Genomic DNA, 15,777 nt, shown 5'->3' with positions numbered 1-15,777 from the left:
GAGACTCCTTCAAGATATATTCCCTAGTTTCTTAAAAATCATTAGCTCAACTCATAATCCTATTATAACCTTCATGAATATAATAAGAAAGTACCTATAAAATAAGTACTCTTTTTTGAGCATCTACTTTATAGGTACTTTTTTGGAACTTACTCTTGCTCAAGGGGCGCCTTCAGCTTAACAAGAGGAAACGTCAACGTTACTTTAAATAAATCACCATCAATTCCAATATCTAGGCTGGCACCCATAGCTTCTGACAAGCTTCTTGCAATGGATAAGCCTAAACCATTCCCTTCTGTGTGCCTTGATTTGTCTCCTCTTACAAAACGCTCTGTTAATAACTCCGGTGCCATGTTAAGTGCTTCTTTTGAAATATTCTTAATTTCAATAGCCAACTGTGATGGATTTTCTTCTTTTATAAAGCTAATATAGACTCGAGTGTCATCGAGAGCATATTTGGCGACATTAGCCATTAGATTGTCCATAATACGATGTATCAAGCGTCCGTCACCCTTAATTGAAAATGGCGGAACCGGCTCGTTCATCATCATAATTAAGTTCTTCTCTCCAAAGGCCTCTTCATACTCTCCAATCACCTGCTGTAGCAGAACATAGGGGTCAAGTGTTTCAAGAGCTACCTCAACATTACCACTTGAAGCTTTCGAAGCTTCCACCAACTGCTCTATCAAACTCTTTAATCGCAAAGATTTATCTTCTAGAATTTGTAAGTAATTCTTTCTTTCTTCCTCATCTATATCTTCATTTTTCAATAAATCTACATAGTTTATGATGGATGTTAAAGGATTCTTTAAATCATGGGTTACGTTCGTAATTAACTCTGTTTTCATCCTCTCCCCCTTCATTGCTTCCTCAAGGGCTTTTTCCATACCTATCTTTTGTTGATTCAGTTCCTCTCCCCATTGACGAAATTCTCTCGTCAGATTCTTCGTTTCAAGCGGATAATTAATCTGTCCATGCACCCGTTCCTTAGTTGCATGCATCATACAATTGAGTGTACGAATTCTCTCGTTCACAAATATGAGTACGATTACGTTAAATGCAATAAAAATAGGTAAAGCTAATAAAATGGTCATACCTATATTAAATCCTAGTAAAAAAACTAGTAGAAAAAACATATTCATGCCGCCATAAGCCACTAATAGTAGCAATAGCCACGGCTTCAATCTCCCCTTATTTTTATCAAAGGTCATGGCGCCAATGATCTTTATCAGTAACTGACTGATTAATAGCTCTTTAAAAAAAACACCTTTTTTATCCTTCTTACCGTTGATAAATAACAGAAAAACCAAAATAGCAAACTCATCTCCAGTGCTACAAGGATGGGTATTAGATCCATGAATTGATTCACCGCATGCATGCTCTCACCAATGACATATACCGGTATGATTGAAGCACCTGCCAATATGACTTGAATTTCAAAAGGAACATAGTCATAAGGTTTCTTACTTCCATCTTCATCGCCTACAAAAATGGTAAAATATATCGTTCCGGATAAAATAATAAGTAGACCGATAATTAACCCAAGGGAATATTCATTTTGGTGTCTTTTAAAATCTGTAAAAGCTTTATAAGGCGCACCGAAATAGGTCGATAATGGATCCAGCTCCGGTTTTGACACATTGCTGATAACCCGCTGAGTTGCTTTTGATACCAGCATATAGTCCAAATCTGATGCCTATTTTAAGTTTTGTTCAATTCTTCTTAAACGTCTTACCTTTTCACTCTTTTCTTCCTCAGATATTTCAAGAGCAAGAATACTGGCTTCATCTGTTAAAATCAGTTCTTTTTCAACGATGTTATGTACCAATCGTGTTAAATTGTTTTCAAATTCTTGTGTTTCATAAAAATGTTCACTTTGGTATGCATCCTGCATAATCGCAATATGATAAAAACCCCAGGTTGCCAAGAAAACTGCGCCTACCATCATCACAAACAAGTATCTTTATCTTCTCCACACACACTTACCTCTTCTTTCCTCTTGACTCATTCATAGTCTATAATACAAAATAGTCAAAGAACTTGATATTTTTCTTACGATATTCTTAAATCAAAATATTATAGTCCTATCCTATATTCTTATACTTTTTCTATTTATTCGTCTCATCGTCATGAATGGATACAACTTCTTCTAAGGGTACATTTGACCCAAGTATTTCTTGGACAAGTTCCGCATTAGCAGTAATAATGCCATCAATGTCAAACTGAAGTGCCTTTTTAATCTCAGCTTCACGGTTCACTGTCCATACCCATATGCCACGGTTCATCTGATGCGCCTTTTTCACAAATTCTTGACTTAGCATATCCTTTTGAACCGTGTAGAAATCAACATCCAGCAAGTCAAGATTGCCAATTGCGTAATACATAATCTGACCGATTCTAATATCCGAGTCCAGTTGCCTAATCTCACTTAGCACCTTGTAATTGAAGGATTGAATGTAGCTGGCTTCAACTGCATTTTTCTCTTCCAAGATTTCAACAATAAGTTTTGCCATTTCCGCTTCATACCCATAAGCTTTAATATCTATTAATATCAAAGCGCGACCATCAATAAATGTTATTACATCTTCAAGTCTTGGTATTCTTTCATTCATATAATCTATAGAGATGCCACTACCAATATCAAGTTCTAACAACTCGCTGTAGGTCATTTCAGAAACGCGTTTGGATATTCCTGCCATTTTTCTAAGATTCAAGTCGTGATGCAAAACAACAACGTGATCCTTTGTTAATTGAACATCCAATTCTATTACATCCACTCCCAAATCTAATGCCAATGCTATTGCTGACAAAGAATTCTCTGGTGAATTTCCGATTTTTCCTCTGTGAGCCGCCACCACAATATCTCTGCCTTTATATAATAAATCTTGATTTAGGGTATGACCCATATAAAATGATACTATGAGGCTTAATATTACTAAAAAGGCTGACAAATAACGACGTGGCTTTAGTTGATCTCTCAAATAACACTCTGCCCTAGACATAAGTGGCCACCTGATTGGTCTCAAAAAATCTTTGTATATGGCACCATCTTTTCTTTTTACTTCATAATAAAGTCTGGTTAAAAACAAGATATTAACCGGAAAAATCATAAGTGTGTAAATCCATAATAAAAACCCTGATAAAGTCGTTAAAATCTGGTTTAATTGATAGTTAGCGTCTGTATTAAGTCCTGTCAATAGAAAAGAAATAATGGCTAAAATGCCTGTCAATAAACCAAAAAGTATTAAGTTCAACATCAGTATTTTAAATATTATAGCCTTTTGTAATTTTTTTGTTAGTTTTAAGCTGGACCGGATTGCCTGCCATGTGCTTTTTCCCGTCAATAGAATCTCATGGAAGACAAAAATGCATCTCAGCAAAAAATAAGCTAAGAGGAAGACGACACTCCAATAAACAACTTTTATTAAATTGTATACCATAATGTTTTCGATGAAATATGTCGGCACCTTAATCTGGTTGAAAATTAAGGGCTTAACCGGAAGATTGACAAGCGGTATGACCACCAGAAACTGAAGGGTAAGCAAAAGGAAACCATAGCCTAAAATGCGAGGTAGCACATGAAATGTAGTCGCCATCGCCTCCGTAATTAGAATCGGTTTACTATAATATTTTTTATGAGCTATGACCGTTAATGTACCTAGTTCAATTAATATGAATACAACCGCCAGAATCATTAATGAAAATATTCCCAATGCATTTTTATAGTTTAGGAATATCTTGAAGATATCTCTATTAAGAAGTACCCCTGTTTTTGACACAATCAATAGACGGTTAAACAAATATGCCAACCCCGGTACAAACAAGTAGCTCGTTATCAATAGATAGCCCAATCCAAGAGCGATATATTTCCTCCATGAACGACGGAAATCCATTAAACTATTGATGATCATCAAGAACATTTATGTCACCTTCCAATGTAGTGAAACTTGGTTTTAATCCTATAACCTAACTACAAAATGATGCTCTGCTATAATATTAAACTAACCGATAAGAAAACCTGCAATTATAAACGTTAATACCATAAGCGGTGCTGGTACTTTCTTGGTCAGTAGCAACAATACCGTCAGAAACGTAACGATAATGTTTTCCAAACTAAAACCACTTTGTTGCATTAAGACGATTGCAGCCACGCCAATCATGCCACCTGCCACAGCATTAATACCCTTAATAGAAACTTTAACACCTTTGATTTTCTTTAGATTCTCCCACACCGGATAGACAAAATAAATCAACAACAAGCCTGGTAGAAATATACCTATACCACTGGCTATGGCACCGAGAATCTGAATCATGGGGCCACCCACTCTAGCCGCCATCCCTCCTGCATATGCGCTAAAACTAAACATTGGTCCCGGCAAGCCTTGAACCAATCCATACCCAGTCAAAAATTCCTGATTGGTCATATACTGATTGACTTGTACAAGCTCACTATGCATAACAGGTACCACAACCTGCCCACCACCAAAAACCAAATAGCCATAACGGTAGAAGCTTTCAAAAAGGTGCACAAGAAGATTGTCCCAAGTTAACGTCAAAACAATGCTAACTAAGGCAATCGAAGAAAATACAACCAAGTAAACCCATGGAGGGTTTAGTTTTACCCGTTGCCATAGTTCTTTTTCTTTACTAACTATCACACTTATAATACCACCTACAATAAGTACAAGTGGAAAAATCCAAGGTGCCCTTATCAAATAGGTTACAATAGCACCAAACAGAAATATGACAAAAGTCATTTTATCTGTCACCACCTTTTTATTGATACGGTAAGCCGCCATCACGATAAAACCAACTGCCATCGGGCTGATGTAACGAAGACTGTCCTTATCCCAATTCATTTGTTCAAAAAACTGATATAAAAACGAAAGAAGTGTCATGAGGATCAGTACTGGAAGTGCCCAGACCAACATGGTTAATAGTGCTAAGAAAGAGCCACCGGTTTTATAGCCTATTGATACAATGGTCTGTGTACTAGTTGGCCCCGGTAAAATGCTACATAAGGCAATAAGCTCTATTAATTCTTCTTCACTCAGGTAATGCTTTTTCACCACCATCTGATCGATAAAAACACCCATATGGGCTTCAGGTCCGCCATATGCACCTAAGGAACAAACAAGCACATCTTTCAAAAACTCTTTTTGACGAATCGCTTCTCTTTCTTGAGGGTTTTTCATATGCGTTATCCTTTCTCTGTCACATAACTTAACCAACTATTTTTCATAAATAATTTTTATCATTCTATAGAAATCAATAGGCTTACTGATATAATCATCCATACCGGCTTCTATACATTTCTTTTGATCGCTTTCCATCGTATTGGCTGTCATGGCAATGATTTTTGCACGTCGTTTTCCATCTTCTATTTGTCTGATTCTTTTTGTAGCTTCATACCCATCCATTATAGGCATTTGACAATCCATAAAAATGATATCATAGGTTTTGTGAATGGTGGCTTCCACCGCCGCCTTACCATGACAAACCAAATCACATACGAGGTTCTTAGATGCCAACATCTTCACAATTAACTTCTGATTGATTTTATTGTCTTCAACAACGAGAATCCGCGGTTGTTTCTTAGGAGAAATCATGACTTCGCTTAATTCCAAAGTATCGTCCATATCCTTTTTACAGTCTTGGTCTCCCTCTTCATTTATTGATTGAAGGATTATGTTGAAGGTAAATACCGTGCCTTTTCCATATTGACTATTTACGTGAATTTCTCCACCCATCATGGTGACCAACTCTCTTGAAATCGTCAAGCCCAGCCCTGTACCACCATATTTTCTTGTTGTCGACACATCACTTTGATTAAAAGACTCAAAAAGTAGGTCCAAACTATCTGGCGCAATACCAATACCAGTATCTTCAACTTCAAAAGTCAAATGTATCTGTTCGTCCTTATCCATAACACCTTTTATTCGAAGTTCAACCTGACCTTTATGGGTAAATTTTATGGCATTGCTTAATAAGTTATACAAAATCTGTCTAAGACGCATAGGATCTCCAATAACACGAGATGGTAAGCCACTTTGAAGATGGATCAAGAGTTCAATCCCCTTTTCAACAGCGCTTGGTTTGAAAAGGGAAACAGATTCTTTAATCATTTTTTCAAGATTAAAAGGTATATACTCTAACTGCAATTTTCCAGCCTCTATTTTTGAAAAATCAAGTATATCGTTGACAACATGAAGAAGCATATTGGAGGACACCTTCGCACCATCGATTAGTTCCTTTTGTTCTTGACTCATAGGATAGGCTTGTAAGAGCTGTAAAAATCCTAGCATTCCATTAATAGGCGTTCTGATTTCGTGGGACATGTTAGCAAGAAACTTGCTTTTTGCTGAATTTGCCTCATCAGCTATTTTTTTGGCTTTAACAAGCTTGTAGATCAATATTGAAAGAATAGCTACAAAAATGCAAAACATAAAAATAGTTAATCTATAGTATAATTGCTTGACTTCTTCATTATGAATCTCTTCTGTCACATCTCTTATTCTTGAAACCAATACATTTTCACCATCTAGCATCATTGCATAAGAATTAACATGTACGTCTCTAATCTCTCCATTTGATAGTCTATGACGAAAATGGAAAAAATTCCGATTTTCCATATATGCATGGTCCATTTCCTCATCTACTTCTTCCTCCGACAAAGTATTAATTGATTTGATATTCATGCTATCAATACTCTCATAACCATAATAGATCTTAGCTCCTTTACTGCTGGCTAGAATATCACCATTTTCTGGATTAATGATTAACATAATCGTCTCATATTCATTTAAAGAATCTATGGTGAAATAAATGGCTTCACCATAAATGGTCAAACCAGTAGGCGCAAAAAGGCACAGCACTAAAAGCAATCCTATACCTAATTTCATATTTATGAACATTTCTCTTGTTATATGCCTTCTCATTGGTCTAATAACCCTCATTCAAGATATCCTTTTTGTCTGTTATTATCATCTACTTATAGAAATTATACACTATAATAACCCTATCCTCAATCACCAACATTTTCAATGTTTATGATCCAATCATTATACAACCCATTCATGTATGTTTTACGACATACTGTCGGATATTATTCTCATTCTCCGACGATATGTCGTATTAAAAGCTGCCTGCCCGGATAAATGATTTTCATAAAAAATAAAGACTTGACAACTATTACTAGTTAGTGATATATTGGTTATATGATAAATACATTCTCTTATGGCAATGAAAACGATGTACATTTAAAATCAGTTGTGGCTTTATCAAGGACGTACTTAAGCTTCACCCGGACTTTACAAGTTTTTTTGAACACTTATGGTTTAACTGTTCCTCAGTTTGGCGTTTTAGAATCCTTGTACCACCTTGGTCCTCTAAAAATCTGTGAGTTGATTCATAAAAATCTTTCTACAAGCGGGAATATGACTGTGGTTATTCGGAACTTAGAAAAAGAAGGCTGGATTAAGAAAAGTCCGGATGATGAGGATAAACGGTCTTACAAAGTGTCCTTGACAGAGCAAGGTGCCCAAATTATTGAAGAAGCTTTTTTGACACACCTTCATTATCTGGAAGATTTTTTCCATCGTCTAACCATGGACGAAAAGCAACAGTTACTTCAATTACTTAAGAAACTTAATGGCCTTTAATGGCCATTATCATTCAACATATATCACTAATTAGTAATTTATGCTTAGTGATTTACTTAATAAGGAGGAAGAATAATGTTAAAAATAGGAATTATTATAGGAAGTACAAGACCAGGAAGAAATGCAAGCGCCGTTGCCAAGTGGGTCAATGACATTGCTGTCAAAAGAGAAGATGTGGCTTTTGAGTTAGTTGATATCGCCAACTATGACCTACCTTTACTGGACGAGCCATATCCACCGTCTATGGCCCAGTATACAAAGGACCATACTAAGAAATGGGCCGAAAAAATCAATTCACTTGATGGCTTCATATTTGTAACACCTGAGTATAACCATTCTATTTCAGCAGCCTTAAAGAATGCAATCGACTTTATCTATGCTGAATGGAACAATAAAGCTGCAGGCTTTGTCAGCTATGGCTCAGCCAGTGGTACCAGAGCTGTTGAGCACTTAAGACAAATTATGGCTGAACTTCAGATTGCTGATGTTCGTGACCAAGTCATGTTATCTCTGTTTACAGATTTTGAGAATTTCTCTGATTTTAAACCCGATTCACGACATGAGGAAAGTGTTCAAGCTATGCTGGATCAATTGATAGCATGGAGTGGTGCTTTAAAGGCAATACGTTAATATATTTCAAAAATATAAAGAGGTTCCTAGGATAACTTAGGAGCCTCTTTTGTCGTTAATGTCTGAATAGGACAGATCATACACCATGTTCTTGGTAAGTATAAGTAAGCCAATACACTACCGATTATGGTCGATGTTAACATCATGGAATAGATTCTGTACCCCAGGTGAATGATGGCACTGGGTGCCGCATACGTTAATAGCTGTGGTAATGAAAAAGGTATCTCAAACAAGATTAAAAAGCGAACATGATCGATAGGGTCTATACGTCCAAGACCAACCATAATGGTTGACATGGTTGCAAAAAATAGATTTATTCCAAAATAGTATAGAACCATTTGTTTTCCTTTTCCATTTTTAATCCAATTCGGTATTTTTTTCTTGAGACCGATTTTTCCAAAGATGACATTAAACAAGCCTGCTCTGGGACAATAGTTTTTACACCATATTCTATCCTTATATTTAAAGTATTGAAAAAAGGGCAATGTAAAACATATGAGTCCTAGTAATGCCAAACTAATGTGCAAAGTGCCTAAAATAAAAAATAGGATTGTAATAAAAAATATTTGATTCTGTACATTCTTTCTCATGTGTCAAAAATCCTTTCATGTTGCCTGAATATCTAGTTATCCTAATATTCAAATTTAGTATTATTGAAATAGTACATGAATCTCATTTTTTTGTCAACCTAAGTTTTTCATTGTTAAACACATAGGTATCAGGTAGCCCTTGATAAAAGGAAATATGAATAGAGACATATTCACACCGCTCAAAAAATATACTATAATTGGGAAATGGAAAGTAAGTGCATAAAATGTTAAAATATAGAAAATAGCTTGAAAGCCATTAACACCTCTTTGAATCTAGGATGCTTTTGCACGTATGACATCCTATTACTTATTTTACTAATTTGAAGACAGGAGACCAGATTATTATGGATATTACTATTCGTGCTATGAAAAATGAGGAATCCGTGGATGTCAGACGCTTAGGGCGTAAAACTTTTGTGGGATTTGAAAGTTTATTTGTACCTATGCCAAAAAAAGCCTTGGTAGCCATACAGGGTGACAGAATCGTTGGAGCTGTCTTATATAAACTTTATACATTTGGCGAGAAAAAAGTGGGATATATTGACTTTGCTTTTGTTGATGCATCTATGCAGGGGTTTGGTGTCGGTAATCGTCTATATCATGAAACCACTCAGTTATTATGGGATGAAGGATGTGATTACGTTAGTGCGGTTGTTAAAGATGATAATGTAGGCTCTTGGGGTTTATTTTTAAAAAATGGTTATAAACGTTTAAGTTTTTATCAAATGACAAAGGAACTGGGTATTGTAAATGCTCTTAAGCACTATTTCGGTACATCCCTTTTTGTTGCAGTGGGCATGGAATATTATCTTGCCAAGCGGGATCAAAGTATCCCCAGTTCAAAAGAAAACTCATTAACTCAGATGTTAACCTATTTAAGTATCAACAGTTTAATATTTGCATTTATTGGCCTTATGCATGGGTACAATCTTCTTATATCAATTTTGGGCATACTCGCACTTCTTCTTGGTATTATTATATTTGGTTATATTGGAACACGGTTTTTTAAGGAAGACTGGCAATATAGAACCATGGATGGTGGGTTTTTAATCCATGCTATGGTTCCGATTATTGGTGGTATCTTGCCACTTGTAGGAAATTGGTACCCTAAGATGTATAAAAGTGGCTCAGATTTCAAAAAAGCTCTTGGTATTACAGCAATGCTTCAATGGTTATTCTTGATTTTAGTAGGTGGAATTTCTTTACTTGATATGGAGCTACTACCCTTAATAGATTGGATGTATTCTATTGGAACAAGTCTATTGGTTGTCTTCTCAATACCATTATACCCTTTTGAATCATTTGGTGCAGGTAGGGTTTTTCGATGGAATAAAGCACTCTATTTCATAATGCTGGCCTTATCCTTGGCTCTACTATTTATACCATAATAGGAAAAATACCAAATTTATCTTCGACGCTGCCATAGCATTTGCTCCAAAAGGTCTCACCCAGTTCCATATCAACACGACCTTCTTCTTTTAACTGATCAAAAGCATCGCGAATCTCTGTCTCATCATCTGTTATCATCGTCAAACTTATATCATTACCAACAACAAGGGGCATACCAGGAAAAACATCAGAAAACATAATTGTACTGCCGCTAATCTCTAGCTCGTATGTAGTACCCAATTCTTCATTTCTTCAGATACAATAAAATCCGGATTAGGCGGCATTTCATCATAGGTCATAATTTCAGGTTCTTTTGTCTTGAACACTTTTGCATAATATTCTAGCGCTTCACGGCAATTACCACTAAAATTAACATATGCTTGTATTGCCATATCTTCATCTCCTATCTTACCATCTTATTCGATGGCGCCTGCATATTAAAGTTTCAATTGAGTATTAATCTCATTATGGGTTAAAGGGTCACAACTAAGACGAGCTTCTTTGCTTGTTGTGAAGCCATACTTGAAATCAATTCATATTGCATCCAATTTACAAAAACTCATTTCTGACTCACTATTCTTCTGATTTGCTTCCGATATACAAAGATCTAATACCTTGTCCTATTTAATATGACCAAGTATGTCTTTGATATTTGGTAACTCTTTAACAACAACGTTCCAAACTATTGCTACATCTATGCTGTTATAATCATGAATTAAAACATCTCTGACACCTGCCATCTGTCGCCATGGTACCTCTGGATATTTGCTCTTAAAATCTAAAGAAATCCGCTTAGTAACTTCACCAATGATTTCAATATTTCTAATAACAGCATCTTGCACCATCATTTCATTATGAAACTCATTTATACCACCTTGGGTATACTTTTCAATCTTACTGATTGCATCAAGAATTTGTTGAACATATACATTATCTCTATTCATATGGCAATCGCGCTCTTTCTGATATCATTGCCGATATCATTGTTTTTCAAGCCATTCTCTGAAACAACATCCACCTTTTCTCCAAGCAATTCCTCAAGTTCAATCTTGATTTCTATAAGGTCAAATAACGATGCATTATCGTTAAGCTTCACAAGAAAATCAATATCACTATTCTCTGTGCTCATACCTTTCGCAGTAGAGCCGAATACCTTCACTTGGCTACCGTTATTATTTGTCACGGTTTTGAGTATTTCTTGTCTTTTCTTTCGCAATTCGCTCAGTAGCATTGGAATCACTCCCTTCCTTTAGTTGATTATATAATACATATACAACCATATCAAGATAATAAAAGAGCCTCAAGGGAGGCCCAGGATATAAATAAACAAAAATGTATCAGAAGAGCATCAAGTTTTACAAATATGGCGGTCTTTGAAAAAAGATTAGGAGAAGCTTTTACGAGTTATGAAATCATTGGTGGGCTAAGGCATATGAATTTTTACGCAGTAACGGGGGGAGGGTTTATTCCAACCTACACTAGAACAGATTTACAGATGCTTTACATGATGCTTTTGGTTATAGAACGATTATGTTACAGTTGCAATACAATCCACATAATTTGAGAACCTATTTCTTTATTCATCGTCATAATTTATGTATTAGGCCTAAATGGGAAAGTAGCGCTTTCCAAATAAATAATAATATAAAGGAGCATCTTATGAAAAAAATCAGTACACTTTTATTACTTGTCACCTGCATGAGTCTTGGTACCTTTACACGTGCATATGCCGAGTCTCATCCTAACAATGAAACACCAATATCGGTTTCTGCAAAAACACAGGTTATCGAGGGCATCACGATGATACCCCTAAGAAAAACCCTTGAGGCTTTTGGTTATCAGTTCATTTGGCATGAAGCTAGCAAACGTGTGGATTTATCAAAAGGTCCCTTATGGACCTCCGTCGCTATTGGTGAAAATGCCTATTTCAAGCAAAAAATGGCACCTTGGGCTCTAAGTCGTGCACCTATTATTTTAGATGGACATACATGGGTGCCAATAGAATTTCTATCTGAAATTACAAGTTTAGGTATTGAAATGGAAAATGAAACCCTAAAAGTGACCCAATCAGAGCCTACTTTTCATGCTGGTTTCATAAAGGAGATTACTTCTGATGATTGGGGTAACTTAAGCTTTTCAATAGTCCAAGATTTTGAGGAGAAAGACCATGCTAATCGTATTGTCATTCACACTTCAGAGAAGACCACAATCTTTCAAATCGACATTCAAGAAAACGATGCTGTTAAAGTCATCTCTCCAAATTTCTCCACTTTAAGTTTACCCCCTCAAACCCCTGGTTACATCATTTACTAAATCAATCTTATAACATGGCTCAAGGGTTGAAACTACGTGTTCTTGATGCTCTCATACACATATATGAAAGCTTAGACACGTAGTTTTTATACCCAAATATATGGTTAAATGGTCAAAATTCCATTTCTTCTAACCAAATCTCTAACGCTTTATCCCTGTCATCATCCATATCAAATTCTTTTTGTACGACTTAGATATATTAACGCCCGCTCTAAGATCAAGAAATACATTATAAGCTTCTACATTATTCTCCTTGAAATCAAAGTTTATCTTGGCGGTTTTTCCACCATAGGTGATATCTTGATATATACCACTGACCGTAAACCGTAGTTTTAGTACATCCCATTCTCAACTTTCAGTTCTTGATTCATCATTAACATCACTTTTGATATAATATTAACTTGCCATCTTTAGAAGCAAATGTGGGAATGCTTAAATAATGATTAGATTTAGGTTATAGACCTTATTCATCTGCATCTAAGTACTTCTCATCGATTTGTTTTTGCTTTTTCTTATTGATCATATATAGTAATTGGAACACAATAAACGATAACAAGGCCCCAAAAGCAAAGGTTATCAATGTCGTTATTACTTAGCCACCAATGCCTCCCATTTGTTCTACGCCATGATTTATGACATTAAATGTCGTTGAGATCGCAGCAATGGCCAAACCGGATACAAGGCTATGTATCATAACAAGTGTTTGTCCGCTGAGATTAACACTATAAGTGCCACTACCTACGACAATGTTTCTGCCCTCTACATAAATTGCTGATACCATGAGAAGGATGAACTCGGCTGCATACTGAGAAAATGGTGCATTAAACATAATTTTTTGTAGTAATATCGAGATCAGTAGCCCCACAAATAAGACCCCAAATGCATCACTTTGTATTTTTCTTCTTAAGGATATAATCCTCTCATCTTGAATGTTTGTTTTTTTCATTTTTATTCCTCCCAAAATAAATCATTTAGTGTTTTACCCAATGCTTTGCAAATTGCGATACAAAGATTAAGTGTTGGATTATAGTCTCCAGCTTCTATGAGTCCAATTGTTTGTCTTGTTACACCAACTTTTTTTGCCAAATCTTCTTGTTTCATATCCCATTCCATTCGAGCTATTTTCATGCGTTTATTTTTCATAATAAGCCTCCTTTACATTACATATTGTAATATATACATTTCAAAATGTAAAGTATATATTGTATTAAATGGTAAAAATAATTGTTTTGGTAAAAACCTGATCAGTTTGAACAAGAAAAGAAGCTATGCAACACTTCAACGCATTAACATAGCACATACTCTCCTAGGGAATAAGAAAATACACCTAAAAGCAAAAACCACTCTTAAGTGTATTTGATCTAATAGCTTGGTGTATAATTATAGTATTACACACATTCATCATGATGCTGATGTTCGTGACAAATGGAACCGGTTGACTTAAGTGCGCCTTGTAAATAGGCTTCTGCAACCACTCTGGCACTGCCTCTTGCGCCGACCACAACTTCAATACCTTTTTCATTAAAAATATCCACAGCACCACCACCCATGCCGCCAGATATAATGACATTGACACCCAGATCATTTAAAAAATTGGGTAGAAAACCGGGTTTATGTCCAGGATTAGGTATGGATTCCGTCTTAACAATCTGATCGCCCTCCACATCAAAAATATTGAAATTAATACAATGTCCAAAATGTTCCGTTACCACGTCTTTTTCACTTGCAATTGCAATCTTAATCATTTTTTTCTCCTTTTTTTCTTGTTTTTGGTTTTGTTTCATCTTTATTTATTTAACTTCTTCTTTAAAAAGTAGCGCCCTGGTCTTTTGATAAATAACCCTAACAGCCTTACCGGATTCACATTCAACATCCACAATGGTCTGTCCCATGTTAATCGCTTTTACTGCTTCCGAATCGTAAGGAATATTCCCAATAAAAGGTAGACCTGCTTTTTTGCAAAAGTCTTGTATTTTCTCTGTATTTTCTAGGTTCGTATTATATTTATTGATACATACGGCTGTCTTTGTTCCAAATTTTTCAATGGTTTTAAGAATGCTCCCCATGTCGCTGATACCGGATATAGAAGGCTCAGTTACAATGAGTACCATATCCACCCCACTAAGGGAAGCTATAACCGGACAACCAATCCCTGGGGAGCCGTCAATGATAGCAAAATCTGTTTCCACGTCGATTGACTTCATTTGTTTTTTTACTTTTGTAACCAACATACCCGAAGTCCCACTACCCATTTTTAGTTGTGCTGTAGAGAACACACTACCATCTTGAGTATATAGCATTAAGGCACCTGCCACAGCCGGCTTCATGGTTATCGCCTCCGCCGGACACACCATCTCGCAAACACTGCATCCTTCACAAGCAAAGGCATCTACATGGTAACCGTCCTCAACATAACTCCCATGTAAGAAATATATCTTCTTTTGTTTCTGTATCATACATCCAGAAATAAGGTGTACGTCCAAAAGATATGCACACACCTGTTTCTCTATTGTTCTCATCTACTGGTATGACAATTTTCATAGTGTCCTCCTCTTGATTATCGACATATGTCATTTACAGTTCTTATTATACGCCGTATTTGACATATGTCAATAACTTTATCTTTGTATTAAAACTTTTATAGAAAAAGCCGATTGAAGAATGACTTCAATCGGCTTTTTCTATTAGTTCTTATTTATTTTTAATTCTGAGGGGCTGGGGCTTTTAATACAATAAGTTCTAAGACTTCATCATCTAGATTCTTAACGTTCATTTTTGTCTTAACAGGAATTTTTAGTATGGAATATACGCCATAACGATTAATGTCTTGATCATCCAATCCAATAGACAATGTACCTCGAAGTACTGTCATATACACATTGGAATTAGCGAAATGTTCCGGCAAACCTTCGTCTTTCTTGAATACCATGTGGATATAATGCACATTCTCATCTTGAATGACTTTTTCTATCGTACGATCGTTTCCATGGGTCATGTTATAAACTTGTTCAATCATTTTAATCACCTTTCTTAGTCTTATTTCTTTTAGTATATGGTTAAAGGGTCAAAACTAAGTTTCACTAAATTCGCCTACCATATGTAGATTACGTTGATACTTTCATAACTACATATGGTAGGTGAAAGTTCAACTATATAGTTTTGACGCCTTAACCGTATATGTTAATTAACAATTC

Annotated in this window: 22 protein-coding genes; 5 read left to right on the top strand and 17 right to left on the bottom strand. The window is 35.7% G+C overall.

Annotation, left to right across the window (positions count from 1 at the left end; translation table 11 throughout):
* Nucleotides 1-149: 149 nt before the first annotated feature.
* The 6 genes from AC6F8J_RS06765 to AC6F8J_RS06740 all read right to left on the bottom strand — a co-directional run bounded on the left by AC6F8J_RS06765 (nucleotide 150) and on the right by AC6F8J_RS06740 (nucleotide 6,902).
* Nucleotides 150-1,310, bottom strand: a complete 1,161-nt coding sequence (locus AC6F8J_RS06765) for a histidine kinase dimerization/phospho-acceptor domain-containing protein (RefSeq protein ID WP_500721970.1) — start codon at nucleotides 1,308-1,310, stop codon at nucleotides 150-152.
* Nucleotides 1,244-1,678: a hypothetical protein gene (locus tag AC6F8J_RS06760; RefSeq protein ID WP_500721969.1), complete on the bottom strand. Its 435-nt coding sequence runs from the start codon at nucleotides 1,676-1,678 to the stop codon at nucleotides 1,244-1,246. Before AC6F8J_RS06760 ends, AC6F8J_RS06765 begins: the two co-directional genes overlap by 67 nt.
* 18 nt (nucleotides 1,679-1,696) lie before the next feature.
* On the bottom strand, nucleotides 1,697-1,948 hold the full coding sequence (locus AC6F8J_RS06755) for a hypothetical protein (RefSeq protein WP_500721968.1): 252 nt from the start codon (nucleotides 1,946-1,948) through the stop codon (nucleotides 1,697-1,699).
* 160 nt (nucleotides 1,949-2,108) lie between these two features.
* Complete coding sequence (locus tag AC6F8J_RS06750) at nucleotides 2,109-3,920, bottom strand: glycerophosphoryl diester phosphodiesterase membrane domain-containing protein (RefSeq protein ID WP_500721967.1); 1,812 nt, start codon at nucleotides 3,918-3,920, stop codon at nucleotides 2,109-2,111.
* A gap of 81 nt (nucleotides 3,921-4,001) precedes the next feature.
* Nucleotides 4,002-5,195, bottom strand: coding sequence for a chromate efflux transporter (gene chrA / locus AC6F8J_RS06745; RefSeq protein ID WP_500721966.1), 1,194 nt, complete (start codon nucleotides 5,193-5,195; stop codon nucleotides 4,002-4,004).
* Nucleotides 5,196-5,231: 36 nt separating this feature from the next.
* Entirely contained in the window at nucleotides 5,232-6,902 is a 1,671-nt protein-coding gene (locus tag AC6F8J_RS06740) for an ATP-binding protein (protein WP_500721965.1), read from the bottom strand.
* Nucleotides 6,903-7,217: 315 nt separating this feature from the next.
* Here AC6F8J_RS06740 and AC6F8J_RS06735 point away from each other — a divergent pair, with 315 nt between their 5' ends.
* Together AC6F8J_RS06735 and AC6F8J_RS06730 are read left to right on the top strand one after the other, a co-directional pair.
* Nucleotides 7,218-7,661 carry a MarR family transcriptional regulator gene (locus AC6F8J_RS06735; protein WP_500721964.1) on the top strand — a complete coding sequence of 148 codons (444 nt, stop codon included), beginning with the start codon at nucleotides 7,218-7,220 and terminating at the stop codon, nucleotides 7,659-7,661.
* 75 nt (nucleotides 7,662-7,736) lie between these two features.
* Complete coding sequence (locus AC6F8J_RS06730) at nucleotides 7,737-8,291, top strand: NAD(P)H-dependent oxidoreductase (RefSeq protein WP_500721963.1); 555 nt, start codon at nucleotides 7,737-7,739, stop codon at nucleotides 8,289-8,291.
* Between the two features lie 26 nt (nucleotides 8,292-8,317).
* Here the strand turns inward: AC6F8J_RS06730 and AC6F8J_RS06725 are convergent, their stop codons facing one another.
* A complete protein-coding gene (locus AC6F8J_RS06725; protein ID WP_500721962.1) occupies nucleotides 8,318-8,881 on the bottom strand; it encodes a hypothetical protein in 564 nt (187 codons plus the stop codon).
* A 344-nt stretch (nucleotides 8,882-9,225) separates the two neighbouring features.
* Here AC6F8J_RS06725 and AC6F8J_RS06720 point away from each other — a divergent pair, with 344 nt between their 5' ends.
* Nucleotides 9,226-10,269 (top strand): GNAT family N-acetyltransferase, encoded by a 1,044-nt coding sequence (locus AC6F8J_RS06720; protein ID WP_500721961.1) that lies wholly within the window; start codon nucleotides 9,226-9,228, stop codon nucleotides 10,267-10,269.
* Here the strand turns inward: AC6F8J_RS06720 and AC6F8J_RS06715 are convergent.
* The 4 genes from AC6F8J_RS06715 to AC6F8J_RS06700 form a co-directional block, all read right to left on the bottom strand.
* Nucleotides 10,259-10,510: a VOC family protein gene (locus tag AC6F8J_RS06715; RefSeq protein WP_500721960.1), complete on the bottom strand. Its 252-nt coding sequence runs from the start codon at nucleotides 10,508-10,510 to the stop codon at nucleotides 10,259-10,261. The genes AC6F8J_RS06720 and AC6F8J_RS06715 overlap by 11 nt on opposite strands.
* Nucleotides 10,489-10,662 carry a VOC family protein gene (locus AC6F8J_RS06710; protein ID WP_500721959.1) on the bottom strand — a complete coding sequence of 58 codons (174 nt, stop codon included), beginning with the start codon at nucleotides 10,660-10,662 and terminating at the stop codon, nucleotides 10,489-10,491. The genes AC6F8J_RS06715 and AC6F8J_RS06710 overlap by 22 nt, the downstream gene beginning before the upstream one ends.
* Before the next feature lie 228 nt (nucleotides 10,663-10,890).
* Nucleotides 10,891-11,214 (bottom strand): HepT-like ribonuclease domain-containing protein, encoded by a 324-nt coding sequence (locus AC6F8J_RS06705; protein ID WP_500721958.1) that lies wholly within the window; start codon nucleotides 11,212-11,214, stop codon nucleotides 10,891-10,893.
* The gene (locus tag AC6F8J_RS06700) at nucleotides 11,211-11,501 is read right to left on the bottom strand and encodes a nucleotidyltransferase domain-containing protein (protein WP_500721957.1); all 291 of its coding nucleotides are present in this window, start codon (nucleotides 11,499-11,501) and stop codon (nucleotides 11,211-11,213) included. Before AC6F8J_RS06700 ends, AC6F8J_RS06705 begins: the two co-directional genes overlap by 4 nt.
* Nucleotides 11,502-11,633: 132 nt before the next feature.
* Here AC6F8J_RS06700 and AC6F8J_RS06695 point away from each other — a divergent pair, with 132 nt between their 5' ends.
* Both AC6F8J_RS06695 and AC6F8J_RS06690 read left to right on the top strand, forming a co-directional pair.
* On the top strand, nucleotides 11,634-11,834 hold the full coding sequence (locus AC6F8J_RS06695) for a hypothetical protein (protein WP_500721956.1): 201 nt from the start codon (nucleotides 11,634-11,636) through the stop codon (nucleotides 11,832-11,834).
* A 95-nt stretch (nucleotides 11,835-11,929) separates the two neighbouring features.
* On the top strand, nucleotides 11,930-12,583 hold the full coding sequence (locus AC6F8J_RS06690; protein WP_500721955.1) for a stalk domain-containing protein: 654 nt from the start codon (nucleotides 11,930-11,932) through the stop codon (nucleotides 12,581-12,583).
* 592 nt (nucleotides 12,584-13,175) lie between these two features.
* Here the strand turns inward: AC6F8J_RS06690 and AC6F8J_RS06685 are convergent.
* The 6 genes from AC6F8J_RS06685 to AC6F8J_RS06660 form a co-directional block, all read right to left on the bottom strand.
* Complete coding sequence (locus AC6F8J_RS06685) at nucleotides 13,176-13,529, bottom strand: DUF6773 family protein (protein ID WP_500721954.1); 354 nt, start codon at nucleotides 13,527-13,529, stop codon at nucleotides 13,176-13,178.
* Nucleotides 13,530-13,531: 2 nt separating this feature from the next.
* On the bottom strand, nucleotides 13,532-13,726 hold the full coding sequence (locus AC6F8J_RS06680) for a helix-turn-helix transcriptional regulator (protein WP_125137548.1): 195 nt from the start codon (nucleotides 13,724-13,726) through the stop codon (nucleotides 13,532-13,534).
* 245 nt (nucleotides 13,727-13,971) lie between these two features.
* On the bottom strand, nucleotides 13,972-14,328 hold the full coding sequence (locus AC6F8J_RS06675) for a NifB/NifX family molybdenum-iron cluster-binding protein (RefSeq protein ID WP_500721953.1): 357 nt from the start codon (nucleotides 14,326-14,328) through the stop codon (nucleotides 13,972-13,974).
* Nucleotides 14,329-14,373: 45 nt separating this feature from the next.
* The gene (locus tag AC6F8J_RS06670) at nucleotides 14,374-15,039 is read right to left on the bottom strand and encodes a 4Fe-4S binding protein (protein WP_500721952.1); all 666 of its coding nucleotides are present in this window, start codon (nucleotides 15,037-15,039) and stop codon (nucleotides 14,374-14,376) included.
* Entirely contained in the window at nucleotides 14,990-15,124 is a 135-nt protein-coding gene (locus tag AC6F8J_RS06665; protein ID WP_500721951.1) for a NifB/NifX family molybdenum-iron cluster-binding protein, read from the bottom strand. Before AC6F8J_RS06665 ends, AC6F8J_RS06670 begins: the two co-directional genes overlap by 50 nt.
* A gap of 160 nt (nucleotides 15,125-15,284) precedes the next feature.
* The gene (locus tag AC6F8J_RS06660; RefSeq protein ID WP_500721950.1) at nucleotides 15,285-15,599 is read right to left on the bottom strand and encodes a cupin domain-containing protein; all 315 of its coding nucleotides are present in this window, start codon (nucleotides 15,597-15,599) and stop codon (nucleotides 15,285-15,287) included.
* Nucleotides 15,600-15,777 lie beyond the last annotated feature (178 nt).

This window comes from Petrocella sp. (assembly GCF_059865615.1).
This window is presented reverse-complemented; position numbering and strand designations above follow the sequence as displayed.

Coding starts and splice junctions, on each gene's coding strand:
- AC6F8J_RS06675 (WP_500721953.1), bottom strand. CDS start 14,328: ATGATTAAGATTGCAATTGCAAGTGAAAAAGACGTGGTAACGGAACAT.
- AC6F8J_RS06665 (WP_500721951.1), bottom strand. CDS start 15,124: ATGAAAATTGTCATACCAGTAGATGAGAACAATAGAGAAACAGGTGTG.
- AC6F8J_RS06730 (WP_500721963.1), top strand. CDS start 7,737: ATGTTAAAAATAGGAATTATTATAGGAAGTACAAGACCAGGAAGAAAT.
- AC6F8J_RS06705 (WP_500721958.1), bottom strand. CDS start 11,214: ATGAATAGAGATAATGTATATGTTCAACAAATTCTTGATGCAATCAGT.
- AC6F8J_RS06725 (WP_500721962.1), bottom strand. CDS start 8,881: ATGAGAAAGAATGTACAGAATCAAATATTTTTTATTACAATCCTATTT.
- AC6F8J_RS06695 (WP_500721956.1), top strand. CDS start 11,634: ATGGCGGTCTTTGAAAAAAGATTAGGAGAAGCTTTTACGAGTTATGAA.
- AC6F8J_RS06735 (WP_500721964.1), top strand. CDS start 7,218: ATGATAAATACATTCTCTTATGGCAATGAAAACGATGTACATTTAAAA.
- AC6F8J_RS06685 (WP_500721954.1), bottom strand. CDS start 13,529: ATGAAAAAAACAAACATTCAAGATGAGAGGATTATATCCTTAAGAAGA.
- AC6F8J_RS06700 (WP_500721957.1), bottom strand. CDS start 11,501: ATGCTACTGAGCGAATTGCGAAAGAAAAGACAAGAAATACTCAAAACC.
- AC6F8J_RS06720 (WP_500721961.1), top strand. CDS start 9,226: ATGGATATTACTATTCGTGCTATGAAAAATGAGGAATCCGTGGATGTC.
- chrA (WP_500721966.1), bottom strand. CDS start 5,195: ATGAAAAACCCTCAAGAAAGAGAAGCGATTCGTCAAAAAGAGTTTTTG.
- AC6F8J_RS06680 (WP_125137548.1), bottom strand. CDS start 13,726: ATGAAAAATAAACGCATGAAAATAGCTCGAATGGAATGGGATATGAAA.
- AC6F8J_RS06760 (WP_500721969.1), bottom strand. CDS start 1,678: ATGCTGGTATCAAAAGCAACTCAGCGGGTTATCAGCAATGTGTCAAAA.
- AC6F8J_RS06755 (WP_500721968.1), bottom strand. CDS start 1,948: ATGATGGTAGGCGCAGTTTTCTTGGCAACCTGGGGTTTTTATCATATT.
- AC6F8J_RS06660 (WP_500721950.1), bottom strand. CDS start 15,599: ATGATTGAACAAGTTTATAACATGACCCATGGAAACGATCGTACGATA.
- AC6F8J_RS06740 (WP_500721965.1), bottom strand. CDS start 6,902: ATGAAATTAGGTATAGGATTGCTTTTAGTGCTGTGCCTTTTTGCGCCT.
- AC6F8J_RS06750 (WP_500721967.1), bottom strand. CDS start 3,920: ATGTTCTTGATGATCATCAATAGTTTAATGGATTTCCGTCGTTCATGG.
- AC6F8J_RS06710 (WP_500721959.1), bottom strand. CDS start 10,662: ATGGCAATACAAGCATATGTTAATTTTAGTGGTAATTGCCGTGAAGCG.
- AC6F8J_RS06690 (WP_500721955.1), top strand. CDS start 11,930: ATGAAAAAAATCAGTACACTTTTATTACTTGTCACCTGCATGAGTCTT.
- AC6F8J_RS06670 (WP_500721952.1), bottom strand. CDS start 15,039: ATGATACAGAAACAAAAGAAGATATATTTCTTACATGGGAGTTATGTT.